Here is a 21,771-nt window from a genome sequence, read left to right on the forward strand (position 1 = left end):
TCATATTTCCTTGCCGATAAGCAGCTGCGCCTTTGCCGACGCAAGGGTTTGGTAGGCTTGGGCATAAGATTGTGCAAATGAGGCTTCATATATTGTCTCTTCGTAGTATGGATCCTTTTCCCCGTTAAAGACGAAGATCGGATATGCAAGGGCCTTGAGTATGTGTTCCCTGTTCAATCCTTTTTTTTGCAGATAGTCATAGAAGCGAAGCTTTTCCAGGGGGAGATGGTTGCCGTTTTTATCGTAAAGGAAACCAAGGCCATCTCGTATTTGCTCAAACGGGCCGTTTGAATAATGGAATACGCGACTGAAGGGTCTTTTCGCATCGACAAGCCCCTCTTTTCGCAGGTTTGTCACCAGGTCGGTTATCAGGGCGTGGAATTCTGCTGCCGAAAGTTCCGTCCTGAAAATCATAACGGCGATGTCGGTTCCCTCGATATTTTTATGAAGGATCGCCGGTATATCATAGTTGATGATAAAAAAATCATGATAGCGTTTTATGGTCTGCCCGTTTACATGAAGGAGATCTTTTTCCGGTACCCAAAGGCCGAAGAGTTCTTCTCTACTCATTTTCAAGCGACGCATGGCATCAAAGGCTCCGAGGATATCGGCGTCTTCAAAGGAAATCCCGAAGTGTTGCGAGAATCGGGCCTTCATAAAATGGGTGAAAAGGCTTTTCCCATTTTTGGTGAAAAGCAGTTTTAATCGATAATGTTTTTCAATGACTCTCGTTTTCGATATGAATTCTCCGGGAAGATTGGCAAGATAGATAAGTTTAATCTTGTTGGCAACCTCGGCCTTCAGCCCTATCACCTTCATGATGGCGCTTTCAACCAGGATTCCATTACTCTCAGGTCGAAGATAGACAAAGATATCCTGACATTCGTCTCTGTCACACTCTTCGGATAGCGGAAGTACTACCGTCGGAAGTCGTTGCGATCCGTGCTCCATTACCTATAGTGTAGGCTATGCCGCTTATTTTAGCAACGATTTGATGCGTTTCAACTCCTCGGACTCGAAGCCTTGTACAGCCTGATGGATGCTCCGGACCCTGGGGAACTGTGAACCCGTCCTCTTCCCGTCTATCTGGCGTATGGGCATTGCACCCATACTGGTACTACTGATGAAGGGTTCCTCATATCGGCCCTCAAGGAGATCTCCAAGGGTGATCTTTTTAAATTTGACGGTGATGTCCTCTTTTTGTGCCGCTTTCAGGATCAGTTTTCGTGTCACTCCAAAAAGGATATCATCCTCGGCGGTGATCAGGGTATCCCCTTGGAAGGCGTAAAAATTACTTCTTGTCCCTTCTGTTACCTCTCCTTTTCTATTTACCAATAAAGCATCCAGAGCTCCGACGGCCGCAGCCTCTCTTGACGCTATGTAATTGAGCAAAAGGCAGTTTGATTTTGCCCTGGGGAATATCCGCTCTCCCCGATAGCTGATGACCGATACACCTGTGTTGTACCATTCTGTCTGGTATGTCGGCAGGGGGGAGAGGAACAGAAAGAGAAGAGGGGTGGTCCCTCCTATCATCTGAATCTTGAGGGTGGCCTCATGGCTCTTGTTTTTCTCGATCAGAAGATTGATGTATTCCAGCAGCTCCTGCCGCCGGTAAGGATGCGTCATGCTCAAGATCTTTGCCGAATCCATGAACCGTTCGACATGGTCCTCTACAAAGAGTGCAGCACCTTCCAGAACCTTTAAAGATTCGTAGACACTGAAGTTGAAGAAAACCTCTCGTTGCGTTATCGGGACGACCGCTTCCTTCTCATCGATAAGCTGTCCATTGCGAATTGCGTACATACATTAGCTCCATTCCGGGAAGGAGACGTTTCCCCCCGAAAGTATGATGCCTACCCGTTTCCCGGTAAGCTCAGGCACTTTATTTTCAAGAAAGGCGGCAAGAGGAACTGCCGCCGAGGGCTCTACCACCAGTTTCATACGCTCCCATATGAGCCTCAGAGCATCGAGAATCGCTTGTTCCGATACGGTGACAATACCGGCCAGATGCTGTGAGAGGATGGAAAATGTATTGGGACCGAGGGCTGTTCGAAGCCCGTCGGCAATGGTATCCGTATGTTCCGGGCGAACCAGCTTTCCCGTGGTAAGGCTTCTCCACGCATCGTCGGCCTGTTCGGGTTCCACCCCGTACACCTTCAGGCCCGGATGAAAGAGGGCTGCGGCCCTGGCAGAGCCACTTGCAAGCCCTCCTCCTCCGACAGGCACAAGCACGGCCTCCAGCTCAGGTGCCTGCTCGAGTAATTCCAGCAAGGCGGTTCCCTGACCCGTGATAACCTTCAGGTTTTCGGAGGGATGGATGAAGGCAGCCCCGGTTTCTTCTATAACCTTCTTCAGCCCCGCTTCCCGCGCCTCAAGGGTTGGGGAGCAAAAACGCACCTTTCCTCCGTAGCCCTTTACCGCTGCAACCTTTACCGGCGGAGCGTTCTCCGGCATAACAATGTGAGCCGGTATCCCGGCCATCTTTGCCGCCAGGGCCACCGCCTGGGCGTGGTTGCCGGAGCTGTGGGTGGCCACGCCCCTGGCCGCTTCTTCTTTCGGCAGTGAAAACACAGCATTGATCGCTCCCCGAAATTTGAATGCCCCCACCTTTTGGAAGGATTCACATTTCCAGGCGATCTCTGCTTTACATATTGCATCAAGACTGCTCGACGTACATATCGGTGTCAGGTTTGCATAACGACGAATCAACCTGTGTGCAGCAACAAAATCCTGGGTATCGATCATATAAACTATACTATCCTTAGCTTCCTTTTCAATCAATCGCTATTCATTTTCTGGTTCGTCAATCTTCAATAAATAATATAGGAGAGTTAAAATATACCTTGACAACTATAGTGAATGAACGTACAATTTCCTCGAAAAATGTCGGTTTAATTGTGATATTGGGTACAATATCCAACAAAATAACCGTAAAAACAGTTTGTATTTATCAAAAAATGCGTTGTAAGGGGGACAAACGGTGAGTGACGAAAAGAAGCCCGATCAGCAGAGTACCGGGCAGAGTTCGATCCGCCGGTCGACTTCTTCCCGAAGTAGTGGGAGAAGTAGAAAGAAAAAGAAAAACCAACTGCCGATCGGCATTGCCGTTCTTGCGGTTGTGGTTCTTATCGCAATCCTGCTTGGAATGAAAAATGAATTGCTTGCATTTTTCTGGATTACGGGAATTGCTTTCGGGTATATCCTGCAGCGTGCTCGTTTCTGCTTCACCGCGGCCATGCGGGATCCAATGCTGACAGGTGGAACGAGTCTTACAAAGGCCGTATTGATAGCCTTTGCCTTTACCTCGATCGGTTTTATTGCGATTAAGTATGGGGCCTTTGCGCGGGGTTTACCGATTCCCGGGCAGGGATATGTGGTGCCCGTTAGCTTTGCGACGGTCGTCGGCTCTTTCATGTTCGGTATCGGGATGGTCATTGCGGGTGGCTGTGCCTCCGGTACCTTGATGCGTGTTGGCGAAGGATTTCTTATGCAGGTCCTTTCACTCTTTTTCTTTGTCATCGGTTCGCTGTGGGGGGCCCATGATTTCGGTTGGTGGAAACTTCATGTGATCATGAAGGGGAAGGCGATATTTCTGCCTGATCTGTTTGGATGGATCGGCGCAGTTATCATTCAGTTGCTTGTCATTGTGCTATTGTGGATAGCCGCGGACAAGTGGGAAAAACATAAAAACGCTTAAATTGCGGGAGGAATAGAACATGAAGGAAGTAGAACTTGATTGTTATGGTGAAGCTTGTCCGGTACCCCTGGTAAAGGCACAGAATAAATTGAAGGAACTTGAGGTTGGTGATGTGCTGATTGTCCAGCTTGACCATAGCTGTGCCATGAAGAATGTTCCCGAATGGGCACGCAAAGAGGGCCACAACGTCGAAGTCGAAGAGATTGACGACGGTGAGTGGGAAGTGGTCATTGAGAAGATGAAATAAACACCCGGAGGGTAGTCCTTTGGCAATTAAGGATAATGAGTATTACAAGAAATTTTTGAAAGAGGCGTGGCCCTATGTTACCGGCGCCGTGCTCCTTTCTCTTTTCCAGATTGTCACCCTCGCGGTAACCGGAAGCCCCTGGGGGGTTTCCGGCATCCTTGCAAACTGGGGCGCATGGCTCTATCAGGCCGTCGGCGGCAGTGTGGATAAATGGTACTATTTTGCAAGCGAAGGGGCCCAGCGGACCCTTGAGAACGGAATCTTGAACCACGGCGGAAGCATGCGTAATTTCGGCATCATTTTCGGAGCACTTCTTGCCACCTTGCTTGCATCCGGTTTCAAGATCAAGAAGATTAAGTCATGGAAGCAGGTTGTTGCCGCAATTCTCGGTGGCCTTTTGATGGGCTACGGTGCCCGAATCGGCTTTGGTTGTAATATTGGTGCACTTTTTAGTGGTATTGCCTCTTTCAGCCTTTCCGGTTGGGTCTATGCCGTGTTCCTTTTTATTGGGGCGATGGTGGGCAGTAAGCTTCTTGTGAAATTTTTCATGTGATAGTAAAACGAAAGGACAGCAGCATATGCGAGAAAAAAAGCGTGAACAATACGATGTTGTGATCATTGGAGGTGGAGCCGCAGGCCTTACCGCCGGAATCTACTGCGGGAGGGCACGCCTTAAAACCCTGATTATTGAAAAAGCCCTCGTTGGTGGTTTGGCTACCTATACCAACGAGATTGCGAACTTTCCCGGTTTTCCCGAACCTCTACCGGGCCTTGATCTGATGAACCTTTTTAAAAAGCAGGCCGAAGGTTTCGGAGTCAAATTCAAGGGAACAGATGTCAAGAGTGTGAATTTCGAGGGTGACGTGAAAATCGTCGAGACCTTCAGAAACATCTTTGAAGCAAAGGCTGTTATTGTAGCGGCCGGAGGACGCCCCCGGGTTACTACTGCCAAAAATGAAGAAAAGTATCTTTTCGATAAGGGCATTAGTTTTTGTGCAACCTGTGATGCCGCCGCCAATACCGATAAAACCGTCATGGTAATCGGAAGCGGTGATGCCGCTATCGAAGAAGGCATGTTTCTTACCAAATTTGCAAAGAAAGTTATTGTTTCCGTTATTCATGACGAAGGCAAGATGGACTGTAACGAGATTGCCAGGGAGCAGGCGCTTTCGAATCCAAAGATGGAGTTTAAATGGAACACCCTTGCCGATTCTTTCGAAGGGGAGGAGCAGCTTGAGCGTGTCGTTCTGAAAAACCTCAAAACCGGAGAACTTGATCCGGTGGCCGTTGATACCTGCTTCGAATTTATCGGCTATCTGCCCAATACCGAGATCTTTGAAAACATCCTGAAACTGAGCAAGCAGAAATATGTCATCACCAACGAAAGGATGGAGACGGGAATCCCCGGTGTTTTTGCGGCCGGTGATGTGCGGGAAAAGGAACTCAAACAGGTTTCTACCGCCGTGGGCGATGGTGCCATTGCCGGTGTCGGAGCGGAAAAATATATCGCCGAAACCGAAATGTTTGAAAAGCAGATCATGCAGAAAGAAAAGGTCGGCTTGATCTATGTTTACTCCGCCATCAATGCACCAAGTCGTGAATTGCTCCCTGTTCTCCAGGAGACCGCCGAGAGCTATGATGGTAAGATCAAGATGAATGTGATTGATCTCTATAAGGGGAAGACCCTCTGCGATAGGCTTAGCTGCGATATTGAGCCCATGACCATTTTTTATACGAAAAACGGAGAGGTCGCGGCCGTTAGTACCGATTGCTCGACGCCGGCGGTAAAAAAACAGTTGGATGCACTTTTGGCATAGATGCCGACTGCTTTAACTGTTTTCCGACCCCCAAAAAAACAGCCCGGCAAGCATGCACGGGCTGTTTTTTTGTTTCTTTTATGATTATGCCGCCTGTACCTTTATCTTCCGGGGTTTTACCTCCGGAAGTTTTTCAAGGATGATGGTAAGAATTCCGCTGTTGAAGGACCCGCTTATCTTTTCGCTATCTACATCCTTGGGAAGCACGAAACTTCGAGAAAAGGAGCGTTCCCTTCGCTCTCTGATAAGATAGTTTGGGGCCTTGTTTTCCTCTTTCTCCCGATTCGTTTCATCCTCTTCTGATCTCTGTGAACCGATGGTCAGAACCCTGTCGTCGATTTTTACCTCAACCTCGTTTTCACTCAGCCCGGGAAGTTCCGCTTCGAGCCGGTACTGATCGGGCTCCTCAATGATATTAACAGCAGGACCATTCTGCAGCCACCGATCGTTCGGGGTGAAAATGGAATTAAGCATCGTGTCGAAATCAAAGGCCGGTTTGTAATTGATCATGTATCTCATTGTAACTCCTCCGTTTACAAGAATGTTCTTTACACAGTATATAAAGCATGAACCGTGCCAAAAATAATATAAAAATAGAAATCATTTATTTACTTGTAATATAAATAATTACGTAGTATCTCTTGCTCTTTGACATGTTTTCGTATAATGAATTGTGTCATAATTACACAATGTGTCGTTATTGCCTATTTGTTGGGTCAAAATGGCTTTACTGCTATTTCAAGGGTCGGGGTGATGGGCCTATATGCCTGCCACCCCTTCGATAGATAGAATGGTTTTGAGGATAAAGCTATTGATCGGAAGATCAAGTCCCTCTTCTTTGCCGAGTTTCAGGAGAATTCCGGCAAACATCTCAACTTCCGTTTTTCGCCCCGCTTCAACATCCTGGAGCATCGATGTCTTATTATCGGGCCCCAGGCTATCCAGAACCGTATACCAAGCAGCGATATCCGTCTCATCGAGTCCTATTCCCTTCTTTTGCGCAACAAGAACGACCTCTTTCATGGTATCATTCATTAAGGCGTGTGCCGGACTTTTGCGGTCCTGGAAAAAACGGTACGATGCTCCGGTGATCGCCGATATCTGGTTCACTCCGATATTGATCATGAACTTCCACCAAAGCGATTTTAGGATATCATCCGAGACCTCAAGACCGATGCCCGATCCACGACAAACGGTTTCGATCTTTCCGATATCCCGATCTTCTTGAACGTCCGTTCGCCCTTTTTCTGGCCTTCCAATGACAAGCCTTCCGCATGTTGTATAATGCACCTTCCCATTTTCTCGCAGGGCATCCATACCGAGCGCGACACAGTGAACAACATGGTTCTGGCCCAAACGGGCGGCAATAATTTCTTCACTATCGACTCCGTTCATAACCGATATAATGGTGGTTTGTTCCCCCACAAAGGGAAGGGCCGAAGCAAGAGCCTCTTGCAGATGATGATATTTAAGGGACACAATGAGGAGGTCGGCAGGAGAGCCTTCATTCGGTTCCCTGACTTCGGCTCGGAGCTTTGCCCCATTTACTGTAGGTAAGGCCTTTTTGAGTCGTTTCGCTCGATCCCCATCGGCAATAAAGAAACAACTGTTCGACGGCACCTTCGACAGCTCGTAAGCATAAAGCGATCCGAGCGCACCTGCTCCCAAAATGGCTATCCGTGTCACATGAATCCTCCGTATCAATAAACTCCCCTGCAGTATACACAATGACGTGTGGTCGGAAAACCTTGATGTCCGCTACTGTTTCGAATCCTGGTGATGGTTCATTGGTGGATCCTTACCAATTATTAACACCCTCTTCATAGAGTTATGATTCTAAACCCTTATCAAAGATAACAATGAGTATTGCCAAGAAGATTGTCCTCGGTTCTTTGCTCATCGTTATGATTATGGGAACGGCGTCGGTCGCCACCACCATCAGATTGCAAAAGGCTGCAATTTCAATCCGTGAGGTTGCAGAGCTTGGTGACTGGCGATTACTCGGAGAACAATACAGGGCTCAGGTCTATCGCCTTTTGAGTTCCGCACAGTCACTGCTTCTTCGCGAGGACGAAAGGATTCCTGCGGATGATGTGATGGCATTGCGTCTTTCCGTAAGCGAAATACGAAAACTCCATACCACCCTTGCAAAGGTTTCTTCTGAAATACCGCAGCTGCGGCCTGAGGTATCGGCTCTTTCCGATGAAGCAATCTCCTATATCGATCGCATCGACAAAGAGGTCATTCTCAGGCTTTTCGCCCGGGAACGTGTTGACCCCAAGATCGTAGAGTCGATTGCTCATGATAATATTGATACCCTTGAAGTCAAATTGAGGGATCTTGAAGGCGCAATTAGGACGATCATTGTTGATCGAACCACAGATGAGGAGCGTCAGGCTGCAGCAGGTATACACTGGACAGTGGGGGGCCTTGTACTCACGCTTTTATGTGTGATGCTTATTACGTTTGTCTTGACGAAATCGATAGCAGGTCCGGTTAAGAAGATGGGAATGTTACTCTCATCGCTTGCCGATGGTGGTGCCGATCTTGCTTTGCGTCTTCCCGATCGTGGAAACGATGAGATAGCCCGTATGGGAGGAAGCTTTAATCAATTTATGGAATCCCTGACGGAGATGGTGTCTCAGCTTTCCGGTACTGTTTCCGAGGGTGTTTTTATTGGTGAAACCCTTCAAAAGATTACCCAACAGGAACAAGAAGCGGCTTTTGTGCTTCGCAACGGGCTCAATCGGGTAGAATGCAACCACGAAACACTTGGTGAGCGTATACAAAATACACTTGGCGGCGCACGATCTATTCGTGATCTTTCCGGCGATATCGCCGGGCAGCTCGGCTTGCAACATGAGCATATCAACACAACAATGGAACAGACTACCATCCTTGTTTCCGATATTACCATGCTGTCGGAAAGGAGTCTTGCCGGTATCGAACTGCTTGGTCTCTTTTCCCGAAACCTCGAACAGGGTATGAACTCTCTTTCTCGATTTGAAGAGGTGGCGGGAAAGACAATGGATGCTCTGGACAGGATGGGATCGTCTCTTTCCGCCATTGAAGATATAGCAGGACAAACAGATGTTCTTGCTATTAATGCCGCCATAGAGGCTGCTAATGCAGGAGAAGCCGGTAAGGGATTCGGTGTGGTTTCGACCCATATCCGTTCTCTTTCAGAAGAGGTCGGGAAGGGGGTCGGCAGAATCTTGGAGAGGCTTTCGGAAGCGAAAGAGAGCCTTACAACGATGAGGGCATTAATCGTCACCAACAGTGGTATTTTTTCCCAGCTCGAGGCATCGGCGGATAAGGTTGTTGCCACATTTCAGGAGATGCATCAAAAACTCGGCGTTGTGGCGGAATCCGGGGAAAGTGTCGGTGTCCAGACCCATCAACTGACGGAACGGGCGCGATCAATTGAACGGATGGCCATGTCTGCCGATGCAAATGCCGCAAAAATTGTTCAGGAATTTGAATCGATGAAAGAAAAGGGTTCGGGGATTGAAAATGATCTTACAGAGATGGTCGCCCAAGCTGCTGGCCTTGAGCATCACGCAGCAATGTTATTGGAAAGTTCCAGTCGAAACGCTTCCGTTGCCGACACCCTTTCGGGGCTCATCGGCAAATTCACCTTTCCCGAACTCGATGGCCAGGGAGCGAAAGAGCAGACGGGGTAGTCGCCGGTAGTGTTCGGAATGTTGGTGGTGGTGCAAAGCACTCTGTCATCACCAGGATTAGGAACACCATCTATCCAGTAATAAGCCGTTTACGCCGTTCCCCTGTTTTCGGGTCATACGCAACAGAACGAACCTGTACCCTTTTCCATCCTGCTTTTGTGAGCTCGTCGCAATAGGCAATACACTGGTCGAGCTCCTGCAGAATTTCCTTGTAAGCATCGTTGCCCAGACGATAGGGAATGTAATGATCGAAGGCGCCGGTGAGGTTTTCCCTCATTGCCTCGGCGGATTTTTTGGTTCGCTTGATCGGGTAGCTTTTTCCTTTCCGAAAGGGGTCCATATCCTTTCGTGCATGTTTCCACATGGGACGAAAAAGATTTGGTTTGTGGACAAATTGGGCGAGGGCCGGCATTGCCGATGGCGTGGGTACCGGTTTTTTCGGTTCCTTGGCTTGCTCCGGCATGATGAATTCAAAGGAGTATAGTTCCCGCGCCCATCGGCTGTATCGTTCCTGCTCTTCCGGTTCGAGGAGGGCAAAGATCTTATCGGCAAGTTCCCTGGACACCTTTTCCAGGCGTTCTGCCCGCTCTCGCTTATTTCCTTCATGGCTGATCGGCGGTATCACTTCGCCGAATCTAAGGACCAATTTGGGCTTACCGAAAAAGAATGCCGCGCGCCCCTTTAAATAGGCGCCGCTTATTCCTGCAGGCAGCATCGGCGCACCGGTGAGTTGGGAAAAATAGAGGGCCCCTACCTTGTTTTCAAAATTTCTTTTTTCCCACATTCCGCCCGATGGAAACATGAGTACGGCGCGTTTTGCCTTGAGATGATGCATGATGGTATTCATTCCCGTTCTGTCGGTATACCCACGTTTGATGAGTGTCATTCCGTACAGCTTCATCATTGCCAGTTTCATGAATTCGACACGAAAATCACCTGGGCCGACCATCTCAATATCGCGTGGAAACAATCCGAGGATCATCGGACCGTCGAGATTTGAAAGATGATTCGGCAATACCAGGAGTGGACCGTTATCAGGTACATGCTCTATGCCTTCAATGGTCAGGTCCACATGATGGTGAAAGAACCAATGTAGTATTCGCTTTGCGAAGCGGCGTCTGAGGCGTAAAAGCTTTCCCTGGAAGGTTTGGCGGTGCGCAACATCGATGTTGTCTGGAATCATAGAGTTCCTCAATGGAAGTAATATATAAGGTATTGTGGCTATCAGCGGATGAGTTGTCAACTCAAAGGGCCTGTTAGAATTTTGTTAAGATATGGTACTGATAATTGCTTCCTTGAGGAAAGCAAGAAAGAGCCGTACAATCGTGGACATGAAAAAGCGCAATTACATCGCTTACGGTTTAGGCGATCTATACGGCGGTGGTTCCTTTTTTATCATAAGTACCTTTTCCATGTATTTTCTGATCAATGTAGCGGGACTTAATCCTCTTCTCGCCGGCCTGGTACCTGGTTTCGGAAAGATCTGGGATTCTGTTTCAGATCCGCTTATGGGGTATATAAGCGATCACACAAAGAGCCGTTTGGGGCGTAGGCGAGTTTTCTTCCTCATTGCCATACTTCCCATTGCCGTTACATTTACCCTCCTGTGGCTGCCCGTTTCATTTTCCGGTCAGCTTACCACGTTCCTCTATTATGTCTTTGCGTATCTCTTTTTCTACAGCTGTTCGACCATGGTTTTGGTCCCCTATTCGGCCTTGAGTGCGGAAATGACCTTGGATTTTACCGAACGTAATCGTCTGACCGGCACCAGAATGGTCTTTTCCATGATCGCAACGCTGATCGGCGGGGTTGTGGTTCAACCTCTGATCAATGCCTTTCCTAGTCAGGAACATGGACATCTTGTAATGGGGCTTGTTTTCGGTATCTTTTTTGCGGTTCCCTATCTTTTTGTATTTCTTGGAACCTGGGAGCTTCCCGTTATCCAAAAGCCTCTTGACAAAGGAAAATCTGTTTTTCGGAATTTCGGTTCGATCTATCAAAATCGCTCCTTTCGCATTCATATCATTATGTATATCTGCTCGTATGCCGCCATGGATATTCTGATGGCTTGGCTGAAATTCTATCTGATAGACTATCTGCGTAGACCCGATTTCATAACCGTTGGGCTTGGGACGATTCTTGTGAGTCAGATGGCAGCGCTCCCTCTATATGTTGGATTGGCCGATAAACGGGGACACGCAGTTTCTTACCGGATGGGATTAATGCTTTGGGGCCTCGCCATTGCTATGATGGCGTTTCAAACGCCCGATGGTTCCGTTGTCGTCTTATTTCTAAATTGTCTGCTGATCGGTGGCGGGATGTCCGCCGGGGTTGTCATTCCCTTCCAGCTGCTTCCCTTTGTTACCGATGTGGACACCCTGATGACCGGTGAACATCGTGCCGGTACCTACGCAGGTGCCATGACCCTTATCAGAAAGCTCATACAGGGAGCCTTTGTCCTGCCAATGCTTGGCCTGTTGCTCAATAGTATTGGTTACACCCCGCATCCCGCCGATGTTGAACTCGTGCAATCTGCCTCGACGATTTTCTGGCTCAGGGGCCTTTTCATTGCGTTCCCCCTGTTGCTCATTCTTGTGGGTATCAAAGCGAGTACCCGTTTCCCTATTACACCCGAAAGTCATGCCCTTCTTCGTTCCGAATTAGAGAGAGTAGAAGCGGGCGGAAGGCGGGAGGATGCCTCAGAACGGACAAAGGCGATATGCATGCAGCTTACCGGAAAACCCTATTAGGCAGGAATTACAGTTTTTTTAGTTGCTTAAGCATGAAGAGCTTGTTTGTTTCTACATATTGCTTCAGCTCCTCAAAATCATCTTTCATTTCCGTATCAGAGCCCGAAAGGACCAATACATTTGCCCGCCATCGGTACCAGAGGTAGTGGCGTTGACGAATATTGATCACCCGCATGCGCCGAAGCTGGTTATCGAGGTAATCCATTAATTGAACATGATTTTCCTGCCCGGCAATATAATAGAGAGCAGTATCCGTTATGACCATTACCATCCGGGTGAAACCCTCCCGTACCGCGGCATCGTTTCGATATCCTTCTATCTTTATATCTTTGCTTCCGAGGGTAAGATCATATCCTGCTCTCCTGAGTTCTTTCCGTAGGGTAATGACGCCGTCTCGTACCTCCTGAAGAACGTCGGGGTTACTTTTACTGGATTCGAGTCTATGTCGCCACTGCCTGAGCATGTTTTCATAGCGGGGAAACAGCGTGGTTCTGCTGAGAAAAACGGTTGTTTCCGATAGGAGTCTCCATGTTGATGAGAATTTTTCCGCAAGTTCGTTTGTAAGGCGCCGAAGCACTCCTTTATCTTTCATAACTCCAATATCCGCATCCTTATCCCTTTTTGCAAGAGGAATTAGCGTATAGAATGATGATGAGGAGAAAAAATGAAGATACTTGTTCTTTCCGACATTCATGGAAATCGGGAGGCTCTCGAAACCGTTCTTTCCGAATGCGAGGGGGAGTATCAGCAAATCTGGTGCCTCGGTGATATCGTCGGCTATGGCCCCGATCCCAATGATTGTATTGAGATGCTTGCCGGAAAGGACGTTGTGGCGGTAATGGGAAACCATGATCTCGGTGCCGGAAGGGGCGAGAAATGGGATCTCTTTTCTCCGGTGGCGCGAACCATGATTGAATGGACGGCCGAGCGGTTGAGCGGACAAAGCAGGCACTATCTCTCAAAACTACCGGAGATCGCTTACCGGGATGGATATACTCTCGTCCATGGCAGTCCTGCAGGGCCTGTGTGGCGCTATATTCTGGATGGTCACTCGGCAGCCGAGGCTTTTTCTCTCATGGATACGCCTGCCTGTCTGTACGGGCATACCCATGTTCCGGCCCTTTTTAGTCTGAGTAAGCGTGTCCTCCGCTATCATCAGCCCCGTTACGGAAAAAGGATGAGGCCGCCGGGGCAAATGTGGCTTGCCAATCCGGGAAGTTGTGGAATCCCTCGGGACGGCGACGGCCGTGCTGCGTTTATCTTGCTCGACACAGCGTCGGGATTTCTTACTTTTCGGCGTATTGCCTATCCCAAGAATCGAACCGTGGAAAAACTGAAGCGACTGGGGGCGCCGTACCAACTGATTCAGCTTTTAGAGTCCGGAATTTGATGCACTGTTTTACGTTGTTGTATTTTAGATACCAACAAAAACGCCTTGAGAATTTTCTCAAGAAACGATATAATCATTAAAATTGTCCATTTTCTTATATCATTAAAAGGGGAATGCTGTGTCTATACGGGGAAAGCTTATATTATTAGTTAGTGGCATCATCGTTGTCTTCCTGTTGGCAATCGGAGTCTATACTATATCAAGGATGCCTTTGAAACATATCCAGCAGGAACGTTATGTTTTTGATGACCTGAGGACTCGATTGATGACGTTACGTGCTGAGATGAACCGTCTCGACGCAACCAGCATAGAGCAGCAATGGAAGCAGGTTCAGGAAGCAAAAGCGGCGGTTGATGAGACATTCAAAACAGTAAAAAATCTTAAAACGCTGCCTTCCTTAAACGCCAAAATTGAAAAGTCGGTTTCCATTATCCTTAGGCTCGACGAGTTGTTCCGGGAAAAATATAGCGAAACAGAAAAGCTTGTGGGGCAGATGATGGATGCTGCGAAAGATGTCTTTGTCTTCTCGGGTTCCATTGAGATGCTTGATTTTTATACCAATGCCAGGGCAAAGTCCCATCCGAAGATCCAACAATACCAACTTCTGATCTCCAATTTTATCTCTGCGATTTATGTTGCCGATATGAACCTCAATTCTGCAGTTGAAGTTATTGGTGAACAGTACAGTATGATTGAAGATGAAGTGGCGAAGATTGAAAGGAAGAGTACCTATACGGTTCTCGGCATTATGGCGCTTCTCTTTTTGGTTATGGTTTTTGTCGCCGTACGGATTGCAAATGCCATCGGAAAGGGCGTTATTAAAATTGAGCGTGCCATTTCCGATTTGACCGATGGTGATTTGACGGTCCGTGCCGAGGTTATCTCGAAGGATGATCTCGGTCGCCTCAGTGCCGACCTGAATCGTTTTATCGAGGCCCTTTCAACCACCGTCGAGAATATCAAGATAACCAGCGGAGAAAATATTACCGTTAAAGAGGACCTTGTGGTTACTATCAACGAGACATCGGCATCGGTTCAGCAGATGAGTGCCGGGGCCTCTTCAATCAAGGACCAGATGTCCAAATTGGATGTCCAGATTCGGGAGTCCACGAAAGAGGTCGATGTCGTTACCGAGGGAATTGGTGGTCTGAGCGATGCTCTGAATGATCAGGTAGCCATGGTGGAAGAGTCCACCAGTTCGGTAACGGAAATGATCGCTTCAATCGGTAATGTTGCGGATATTACCCAGAAGAAACGGGCGGCCACCGAAAAATTGGTACAGACGGCCCAGACCGGCGGAAATCAGCTTGATGCGACCACCGCTATTATTGAAGAAATAAACGGCCGGATAGGGGAGATTCGCGGAACCACCGATATCATTCAGAATGTAGCTGCCCAGACCAACCTTCTGGCCATGAATGCCGCCATTGAGGCTGCTCATGCCGGTGAATACGGTAGAGGCTTTGCCGTTGTAGCTGAAGAAATTCGAAAGCTTGCAGAGGCCTCTTCCCTTAATTCCAAGCAGATTGCCAAGGTCATCAAAGAGATGATTGCGCGCATTCAAGAGGCGAGCGATGCCGGTTCCGCTACAAAACGCGCCTTTGCCGATATCGATACCGAGGTCAGGGGAGTGGCAAGCAGCCTTGATGAGATCAACTCCAGTATGATGGAGTTGCAGGCTGGAGGGCAGCAGATTCTTGAAGCAATGACGAGTCTTCAGGATGTTTCTTCGAAGGTCCGTGAAGGCGGTGATCAGATGGGTGATGCCGCCGGTACCGTCAAGGACGCCATGGCGCAGGTCGATCGTATCTCCGCCGAGGTCTTGGGTAGCATCAGTGAAATTACTGCCGGTCTTTCCGAGGTTGGTAATGCAATGATGACTGTCAGTGACCTCACTGAAAAGGTGAGCGGTATCTCAGAGGCTATGGATGAAGCGGTTCGCTTTTTCCAGACCGAAGAAAATGAGAGGGTGGAAGATGCGGAAGAGCTTGAGAGTTTCGACGAAGAGCATGATACTCAATCTGCACGTGAAATGCCGGACTTAGCCTCCGAAGAGGTCGAAGAGGAAGAAAAAAGTAATGGAGCCGAAGAGAGGAATACGAAATAAGGGTTCCGGTATTCAATAAAGGAATAAAGTGAACAATAGTATATCCACCCTTAAGCTCCGGCTTTCGGCGATGATGTTTTTGCATTATTTTGCCGCCGGAGCTTCATTTCCTCTTATGAGTCTTTATCTCAATCAGGATCTTGGTTTCGGAGGAGCCGGAGCGGGGCTGATTCTCTCTTTTGCCTCCTTGGCTGCTTTTATTTCGCCTCTTTTAGGTGCTTTTGTAACCGATCGAGTCATGTCTGCCGAACGTCTTTTTGCCTTGGTTGAATTCTTGGCCGCCGTTGCAATCTTCCTTTTATATCTTCAGCGGTCCTTTCTCCCTGTCTTGCTTTGCTATTTTTTCTATATGAGCCTTTTTGTTCCCGCAACCGCTATCTCCAATACCATTGTATTTCACCATTCACCGGATAGGGGAAATTCCTTTGGAGGAATCAGGCTATGGGGAACGATCGGGTGGGTCTGCTCCGGATGGCTCTTTAGCTTTTTCTGGCTTCGCCTCGGCAAGTGGTCTGTTTCCGATGCGCTGGTAGCCACCGCCGTGATCGAACTGCTGTTGGGAGGGTATGCGTTGACCCTTCCTTCTTCCCGTTCCTCTGCACCGAGGAGAAAAGAGTTGTTTCCCCGTGCGGCTTTCAAGGTTTTTACGAATCCCGGAGTCGTCCTTGTCGGGATAACTGCTTTCCTGATGCAAATAACCCAGCGTTGTTACTATTTCGGTACACCACCCTATCTCCGTTCCCTTGGCTTCAGCGATGCCGTTATGCTGCCCGCCATGAGCCTCGGACAGGTTATGGAGTCGGTTAGCATGCTCTTCCTTGTGGTCCTTTTTCGTTTTTTTTCCTATCGAACGGTTATGATGCTTGGGGTGACGATGGAGATTTGCCGTTTCCTCGCATTTTATCTTGGCACAAGTCCCGCTAGTGCACTCCTTGGCATCGCATTCCACGGCCCTTCGTTTGCCTTCTTTTTCACCGTCTCCTTTATTTATATAAATACCTTTGCAGATAAAGAGTCGAGAGCGGGGGTACAGCAGCTTTTTCTCTTGATTATAGAGGGCTTTGGCACTTTGGCAGGTAGCCTGCTTTCCGGCTTTGTCTATGATCGCGCTACCGGAGTGGATGGCATCGTCGATTACCACCACTTTTGGGGAGTGCCGCTTGTGTTGGCTTTTTCCGTTCTTAGCCTGACTGTACTTTTGAGGCTCATTCCGGGATTGAAATCCCGTACTCATTGATTTTGTTCAGAAGCGTTCTGCGGGTGATGCCCAGTTCTGCGGCACTTTTTTCCCTGTGTCCGTTATTTCTCAGGAGGGCTTCCAGAATTGCCTCCCGCTCCAGTTCTCGAAGACTGCCTTTGGGAGCTTGGGACTCTTCTTCCTGATGAAGGGGGAAGTCTTTAAGTTCAAGCATCGGCGGCTCTGCAAGGATCATCGCTCGTTCGACCATATTTTCCAGCTCTCGAATATTCCCGGGAAAAGAATAGCGTTGCAACGCTTTCATTGCATCATCGGAGAAACCCGTGATTGTTTTTCCCATGGATGAAGCAAATTTGCTGCGAAAGGTCTCGGCCAGAAATGGAATATCCTCACGTCGTTCTCTCAGGGCGGGAAGCCGGAGATGGATGACATTCAGCCGATAGTAGAGATCCTCCCTGAAGCTTCGTTCCTTTACCATTGTATCAAGATCCTTGTTTGTGGCGGCGATGATTCTGATATCAAGAGGGATTGTACCGGTTCCGCCCACCCGCGTAACGGCTTTTTCCTGAAGTACCCTCAATAGCTTTACCTGAAGGGCAAGAGGCGCTTCACCTACCTCATCGAGAAAGACGCTCCCCCCATTTGAAGCTTCAAAATAACCGATCTTTCTCCGATCCGCTCCGGTGAAGGCCCCTTTTTCGTAGCCGAACAACTCACTTTCCATGAGGCTTTCGGGTATTCCTCCAAGATTGACCGCCTGAAAATTGTTCTTGCTGCGATCGGAATGATTATGGAGAAAACGGGCCATTACCTCTTTTCCCGTGCCGCTTTCACCGGTAATGAGAACATTTGAAGCCGTGGGCGCCACCTTTTTTGCCAGAGAAAAAAGCTGTCGCATGGCAGGACTCTCCCCTGTGTAATCATCGCTGTCGATGGACAGCTTGGTAAGGCTTTGAAGCTTCCGTCGTTCCAACTCTCTTCTCAACCGCAGGATAAGTTCTTCGGGATCGAAGGGCTTTACTACATAGTCGACGGCCCCCTTTTTCATCGCCTGGACGGCATCTTCCACCTCTCCAAAGGCGGAGATCATAAAAACAGGAATATCGGGGCCGCTTTCGCCAATCCACTCAAGGAGTTCGAGTCCGTTCATCCCTGGCATTTTCAGATCGGTGATGACCGCGTCAAAGTGGTGTTTCATGAGAAGCTGCTGAGCGGCAAGACCGTTGCTGGCCTCTTCGGTTTCTATGCCTTCAAGGGAAAAAAAGTGCGCTATTGATGTCCTCAGGTTTTTTTCGTCATCAACAAGAAGTATGCTATACATAGCTCGTTATCCTTTCTGGTACAGGGGAAGTGTGAGACGAAAGATGGTACCCCCCGTCTCTCGATTCCTGCATTCTATCGATCCCCCTGCGTTCTCCGCGAAGCTCTTTACCAACGATAATCCCACCCCGAAGCCGTTTTGCTTGGTGGTGAAAAAGGGATGGAAAACCTTATCTTTATCGTCGTAGGGAATCCCTTTTCCAGCGTCTGCAAAGGAGATCACGACACTGTTGCGAAGAAGCGATACATCGACGCTGAGAGGGGGCGTGTCACTGCCCTGAGCCTCCCTGCCGTTTCTGAGGATGTTTTCTACGGCGGAGACAAAAAGCGTTTTGTCGCAGAATATCCTGGGTGACCTATCTTGTGTATTGTCATGGATTGTAACGGGAAAGGGTAGCCTTTGTGAACGCTCCTCAAGAAGAGGAACGGGTTCTATCGGTTCCGGCCTGCCTTTCGGTTGCTTAAGAAGCAGACGCACTCGATCGATCATATCGGAAATTCGTTCGGTTTCCTCTCCGATGATATCGAGAGAGGCGGTGAGGTCCTTATCCTTGCCGAACTGACGGCGAAGGATTTTTTCCTGCATGCTGATGACCGCAAGGGGGTTTTTCAGTTCGTGAGTCAAGGTCCTTGCCGCAGACCCTAGTTCGGTGAGGATCTTTTTCTCTTCGAGTTCCCGTTCATAGGAACGTACTCTCCGATAGAAAATCCAGCTGCTTGCAGATGCACCGATAAAAAGCAGGGCCCCGAAGAGAAGCAAAAACACACGCGCCCTGGATTGGAAGAGAAAGACTCCGGTGTCGTAATCCAAATAAAGGAACAGACGCCCCTGCGATTGCATGCCGGCTCTTGCTCCCCGCCCCTGGCGATTGCCTGCTCCGTTCATACCGGCTCCCCCCAGGGCCCGGAGAAGCAGAAGGGATCCCTGTTTTTCCCGTATCCACCGTTCCTGCGGTATTCCACTCGTCCTTCCGTGGAGGGGAGGGATGAAACGTGTTGTATCCAATTCGGATGGATATATTCCCCGGCCGGTCACTGCACGGCCGTTGCTCCCGTATAGGGCAAAGCCTCTCACATGATCCGGAAGCGGCGGTGTGTCGGATACCGAGGATGTGAGCATCTGTTCCGTCAGAAAGGAAGCGACTTTTCCGACCTCTGATTCTACCAAAAGCCTGTCGTGGCGTATGCTTTGTCTGATGAGAAAACCAAAGCTTCCAAGTGCCAGGATCAGGGCGACAGCGGTGGTTAGTATCGGTATGATAAATCGTTGCTGTTTCATCGTGGGAACATAAAGTTGGGTTCGCTCACTACTCCTCGTTCGTTTTCGCTTTCTATAATAGCACGGAAAAGCTGCTGGTCGATGTGTTTCGGAATATACCGTTTGCCTATTTGATGAAGTTGGGCGTTGAAGCTTCTCAGGTGGTTACGGCTTCCCTTATTGAGATTCTGATAGACTATCCTGATGTCTTTGTTATCACTCTCCTGAAGCAGTCGTTCAAGATCGAAGATATCAAGATCTTCGACGGTGGCACCGACCTCAAATGCAGAGGCAAGGGATAGCTTTCCTGCCTCGAGCAATTCCTCATAGAGCTGCTTGAGCTGTGTGTTGCCGAATTCTCCCGGAGCCTCTGAGCCGGGTTCCTCAAGAGCGTAGCGTGTGATAAGTAGCTCCACCCATTCCATATGACTTGCCTCGCTTTGAGCGATATTTGCAAAAATGGGGATATTCCATACTTCATACAAGGCTACGTAGAGATCATGAGCCAGCTTCTCCTCTTCGCGCATCAGTAAGATTCCCTCTCTTTCCGACTGGCTTAAAGGGGCTGTTTCAATCGTTCCGAGAAGCTGCGGAAGTAGGGGGCCCGCTTGAGAAGGTCCCCCTCGTTGTGCGTGGAGGAGTGGTGGAAATAGTGTGATAGCGATGCAAAGTAAGATCCCTGCAAGGTTTGATGATCGTTGCTTCATTAATTGCCTCCCTTCTGAACGTTGTCGACCTTCTCCTGAAGCAGGGCCTTGTACTGGGAGAATTCAAGGCCTTCAGCCTCAAGATGGTCTTTGATCGCCTGGTCGCGGTTGCCTACCTTGATACCGATAACCTCTTCAATAGTTGCAGCGGTTAGTCCCGCATCAAATAGCTGTCCATAGGTGGTGTTCCCTTTTATTTCCAGTATGCTTCCGCTCTCACTGGTGGGTGCCTCGGACATTCCACTTGGGCTCCCCATTTCGACGCCGTAACGATCTTTCAGTTCGGCCCATCGTTCCTCGTCAATCTTGCCTTCACGCCTGAGAAGAGCAAGCGCGGAATAGGGAAGCCTGGTATCCTCTTCAGCCTCATAGGGGATGGATGTGTAGAGACTTACAAAGAGGCGTATGCTGTCTGTTCCCACTTCTCCTTCGACCGGTTGTGGATAGGCCTCGAAGCTTTTCGGCTGAGTCGTTTCGGGTTCTCCACTCACCGCAAAGGCGAAGGCCTCCGCCAATTGTGTCACGGGTATCTTGAAAGCCGATTCAATGTCTTTGAACGTATATGATCCTTTGATTGCTGCCGGATCATAGGCTCCTGCGAAGGGGCCGCCTTCTATTCTTGTCGGGATCTTACTGCTTTCTGTTCGCCAGTAGCCGATAATCATGGAACCGCCGATACTGAGGCCGAATAAAAGGACGATCGATAGGGCGAGAATTTTTCCCGATATGTTGAACTGCCTCATGCTTCTTTTCCCCCTCCTGCAAATTCTACCGTCCGGGGAACCGGGCAGGATGCCTCGCTTGTGCATTTCAGACAGCTGATACACTGATGATTGCGCACACTTTCCGCCGTTGAGACGGTGATGTTCATGGGACAGGCCTTGTCGCAGGCCTTACAGTTTATACAACTTGAATTACGCCGCCGTATTCCGAAAATCCTTACAAGGTTGAAGAGGCCCAAAAGCGCTCCATAGGGGCAGGCGTACTTGCAGAAGGGGCGTTCAACCAAAAACGACAGGAGCAAAACAATGAGTAGAATGATTATTCCGCTCATGGCGACTTCTCCGCTCCAGAAATTAAAAAGTGCATAGTAGGGATCGTAATCGGCAAATATCAGTTTACCTGTCACCGTTGTGCTATAGAGAACCCAGAGAAGAACAACATAGCGAAGAAAACGAAAGGGTCGATCGATTTTCGAAGACAGGATCCTGTTGTACCTATTCCCAAAAATCTTCTTTCCCATCTTCCCCACGAACTCCTGAACGGTTCCGAATGGACAGACCCAGCCGCAAAAGGCAGGTCCGAAAAGAATGGCGATAAGAAAAGCGGCGATCATCAGTACAATCGACGATTCATGAATCTTGGAGACAAAGGTCCCACTTGTGAAAAGCTGTCCCAGGGTGACTACCCCGCCGAATGGACAGACCGCATGGGTGGATGCCGAGGCAAACAGGGGGATGGTGGCTATCCCCTTCTCTTCAAGAGCATGATTAACAGTAATAAGGGCGATCACAATAAAGAAAAAGATTTGGATGAGTACCCGCACACTTTTTTTTCTCTTTTTGACCTGCTTCATCCTGTTTCTCCTTTTTGAAGA

Annotated in this window: 21 protein-coding genes; 9 read left to right on the top strand and 12 right to left on the bottom strand. The window is 48.9% G+C overall.

Annotated features, from left to right (window positions below; all coding sequences use genetic code 11):
• Genes F459_RS0103490 through F459_RS0103500 form a run of 3 tightly spaced genes read right to left on the bottom strand, consistent with a single transcriptional unit; the run spans position 1 to position 2,745 of the window.
• The gene (locus F459_RS0103490; RefSeq protein ID WP_020611347.1) at positions 1-951 is read right to left on the bottom strand and encodes a hypothetical protein; all 951 of its coding nucleotides are present in this window, start codon (positions 949-951) and stop codon (positions 1-3) included.
• Positions 952-975: 24 nt separating this feature from the next.
• Complete coding sequence (locus F459_RS0103495; protein WP_020611348.1) at positions 976-1,803, bottom strand: aminotransferase class IV; 828 nt, start codon at positions 1,801-1,803, stop codon at positions 976-978.
• A 3-nt stretch (positions 1,804-1,806) separates the two neighbouring features.
• Positions 1,807-2,745 (bottom strand): pyridoxal-phosphate dependent enzyme, encoded by a 939-nt coding sequence (locus F459_RS0103500; protein WP_020611349.1) that lies wholly within the window; start codon positions 2,743-2,745, stop codon positions 1,807-1,809.
• Between the two features lie 235 nt (positions 2,746-2,980).
• On the opposite strand from F459_RS0103500, the gene F459_RS0103505 reads away from it, so the two are divergent.
• The 4 genes from F459_RS0103505 to F459_RS0103520 are packed head-to-tail and all read left to right on the top strand — an operon-like array spanning position 2,981 to position 5,761.
• The gene (locus tag F459_RS0103505; protein ID WP_020611350.1) at positions 2,981-3,697 is read left to right on the top strand and encodes a YeeE/YedE thiosulfate transporter family protein; all 717 of its coding nucleotides are present in this window, start codon (positions 2,981-2,983) and stop codon (positions 3,695-3,697) included.
• A gap of 19 nt (positions 3,698-3,716) precedes the next feature.
• Entirely contained in the window at positions 3,717-3,944 is a 228-nt protein-coding gene (locus tag F459_RS0103510) for a sulfurtransferase TusA family protein (RefSeq protein WP_020611351.1), read from the top strand.
• A 19-nt stretch (positions 3,945-3,963) separates the two neighbouring features.
• The gene (locus tag F459_RS0103515) at positions 3,964-4,497 is read left to right on the top strand and encodes a YeeE/YedE thiosulfate transporter family protein (RefSeq protein WP_020611352.1); all 534 of its coding nucleotides are present in this window, start codon (positions 3,964-3,966) and stop codon (positions 4,495-4,497) included.
• A gap of 25 nt (positions 4,498-4,522) precedes the next feature.
• On the top strand, positions 4,523-5,761 hold the full coding sequence (locus F459_RS0103520) for an FAD-dependent oxidoreductase (RefSeq protein WP_020611353.1): 1,239 nt from the start codon (positions 4,523-4,525) through the stop codon (positions 5,759-5,761).
• A gap of 84 nt (positions 5,762-5,845) precedes the next feature.
• Here the strand turns inward: F459_RS0103520 and F459_RS0103525 are convergent, their stop codons facing one another.
• Together F459_RS0103525 and F459_RS0103530 are read right to left on the bottom strand one after the other, a co-directional pair.
• A complete protein-coding gene (locus F459_RS0103525) occupies positions 5,846-6,280 on the bottom strand; it encodes an Hsp20/alpha crystallin family protein (protein WP_020611354.1) in 435 nt (144 codons plus the stop codon).
• A gap of 240 nt (positions 6,281-6,520) precedes the next feature.
• Positions 6,521-7,447 carry a ketopantoate reductase family protein gene (locus F459_RS0103530; RefSeq protein WP_020611355.1) on the bottom strand — a complete coding sequence of 309 codons (927 nt, stop codon included), beginning with the start codon at positions 7,445-7,447 and terminating at the stop codon, positions 6,521-6,523.
• 173 nt (positions 7,448-7,620) lie between these two features.
• Between F459_RS0103530 and F459_RS0103535 the strand changes: the two genes are divergently transcribed.
• Positions 7,621-9,444 (top strand): methyl-accepting chemotaxis protein, encoded by a 1,824-nt coding sequence (locus tag F459_RS0103535; protein WP_020611356.1) that lies wholly within the window; start codon positions 7,621-7,623, stop codon positions 9,442-9,444.
• A 70-nt stretch (positions 9,445-9,514) separates the two neighbouring features.
• On the opposite strand, the gene F459_RS0103540 is transcribed toward F459_RS0103535, so the two are convergent.
• Positions 9,515-10,627 (bottom strand): lysophospholipid acyltransferase family protein, encoded by a 1,113-nt coding sequence (locus F459_RS0103540; protein WP_020611357.1) that lies wholly within the window; start codon positions 10,625-10,627, stop codon positions 9,515-9,517.
• Positions 10,628-10,775: 148 nt separating this feature from the next.
• Here F459_RS0103540 and F459_RS0103545 point away from each other — a divergent pair, with 148 nt between their 5' ends.
• Positions 10,776-12,194: an MFS transporter gene (locus F459_RS0103545; protein ID WP_026294868.1), complete on the top strand. Its 1,419-nt coding sequence runs from the start codon at positions 10,776-10,778 to the stop codon at positions 12,192-12,194.
• A gap of 7 nt (positions 12,195-12,201) precedes the next feature.
• Here the strand turns inward: F459_RS0103545 and F459_RS0103550 are convergent, their stop codons facing one another.
• Entirely contained in the window at positions 12,202-12,786 is a 585-nt protein-coding gene (locus F459_RS0103550) for a hypothetical protein (RefSeq protein WP_020611359.1), read from the bottom strand.
• Between the two features lie 72 nt (positions 12,787-12,858).
• Here F459_RS0103550 and F459_RS0103555 point away from each other — a divergent pair, with 72 nt between their 5' ends.
• The 3 genes from F459_RS0103555 to F459_RS0103565 all read left to right on the top strand — a co-directional run bounded on the left by F459_RS0103555 (position 12,859) and on the right by F459_RS0103565 (position 16,928).
• Positions 12,859-13,584 (top strand): metallophosphoesterase family protein, encoded by a 726-nt coding sequence (locus F459_RS0103555; RefSeq protein ID WP_020611360.1) that lies wholly within the window; start codon positions 12,859-12,861, stop codon positions 13,582-13,584.
• 205 nt (positions 13,585-13,789) lie between these two features.
• On the top strand, positions 13,790-15,691 hold the full coding sequence (locus F459_RS0103560; RefSeq protein ID WP_245540065.1) for a methyl-accepting chemotaxis protein: 1,902 nt from the start codon (positions 13,790-13,792) through the stop codon (positions 15,689-15,691).
• 28 nt (positions 15,692-15,719) lie between these two features.
• Positions 15,720-16,928 (top strand): MFS transporter, encoded by a 1,209-nt coding sequence (locus F459_RS0103565; RefSeq protein WP_020611362.1) that lies wholly within the window; start codon positions 15,720-15,722, stop codon positions 16,926-16,928.
• On the opposite strand, the gene F459_RS0103570 is transcribed toward F459_RS0103565, so the two are convergent.
• From F459_RS0103570 to F459_RS0103590, 5 genes are read right to left on the bottom strand one after another with little or no spacing between them, the layout of a single operon-like run.
• Positions 16,897-18,210: a sigma-54-dependent transcriptional regulator gene (locus F459_RS0103570; RefSeq protein ID WP_020611363.1), complete on the bottom strand. Its 1,314-nt coding sequence runs from the start codon at positions 18,208-18,210 to the stop codon at positions 16,897-16,899. The genes F459_RS0103565 and F459_RS0103570 overlap by 32 nt on opposite strands.
• Before the next feature lie 6 nt (positions 18,211-18,216).
• Positions 18,217-19,488 carry a sensor histidine kinase gene (locus F459_RS0103575; RefSeq protein WP_020611364.1) on the bottom strand — a complete coding sequence of 424 codons (1,272 nt, stop codon included), beginning with the start codon at positions 19,486-19,488 and terminating at the stop codon, positions 18,217-18,219.
• Positions 19,485-20,174 (bottom strand): DUF2202 domain-containing protein, encoded by a 690-nt coding sequence (locus tag F459_RS0103580; RefSeq protein WP_020611365.1) that lies wholly within the window; start codon positions 20,172-20,174, stop codon positions 19,485-19,487. Before F459_RS0103580 ends, F459_RS0103575 begins: the two co-directional genes overlap by 4 nt.
• Positions 20,174-20,917 (bottom strand): hypothetical protein, encoded by a 744-nt coding sequence (locus tag F459_RS0103585; protein WP_020611366.1) that lies wholly within the window; start codon positions 20,915-20,917, stop codon positions 20,174-20,176. The genes F459_RS0103580 and F459_RS0103585 overlap by 1 nt, the downstream gene beginning before the upstream one ends.
• Positions 20,914-21,750, bottom strand: a complete 837-nt coding sequence (locus F459_RS0103590) for a 4Fe-4S binding protein (RefSeq protein WP_020611367.1) — start codon at positions 21,748-21,750, stop codon at positions 20,914-20,916. The genes F459_RS0103585 and F459_RS0103590 overlap by 4 nt, the downstream gene beginning before the upstream one ends.
• Positions 21,751-21,771: the final 21 nt, after the last annotated feature.

It is taken from the genome of Sediminispirochaeta bajacaliforniensis DSM 16054, from assembly GCF_000378205.1.
GTDB lineage: Bacteria > Spirochaetota > Spirochaetia > DSM-16054 > Sediminispirochaetaceae > Sediminispirochaeta > Sediminispirochaeta bajacaliforniensis.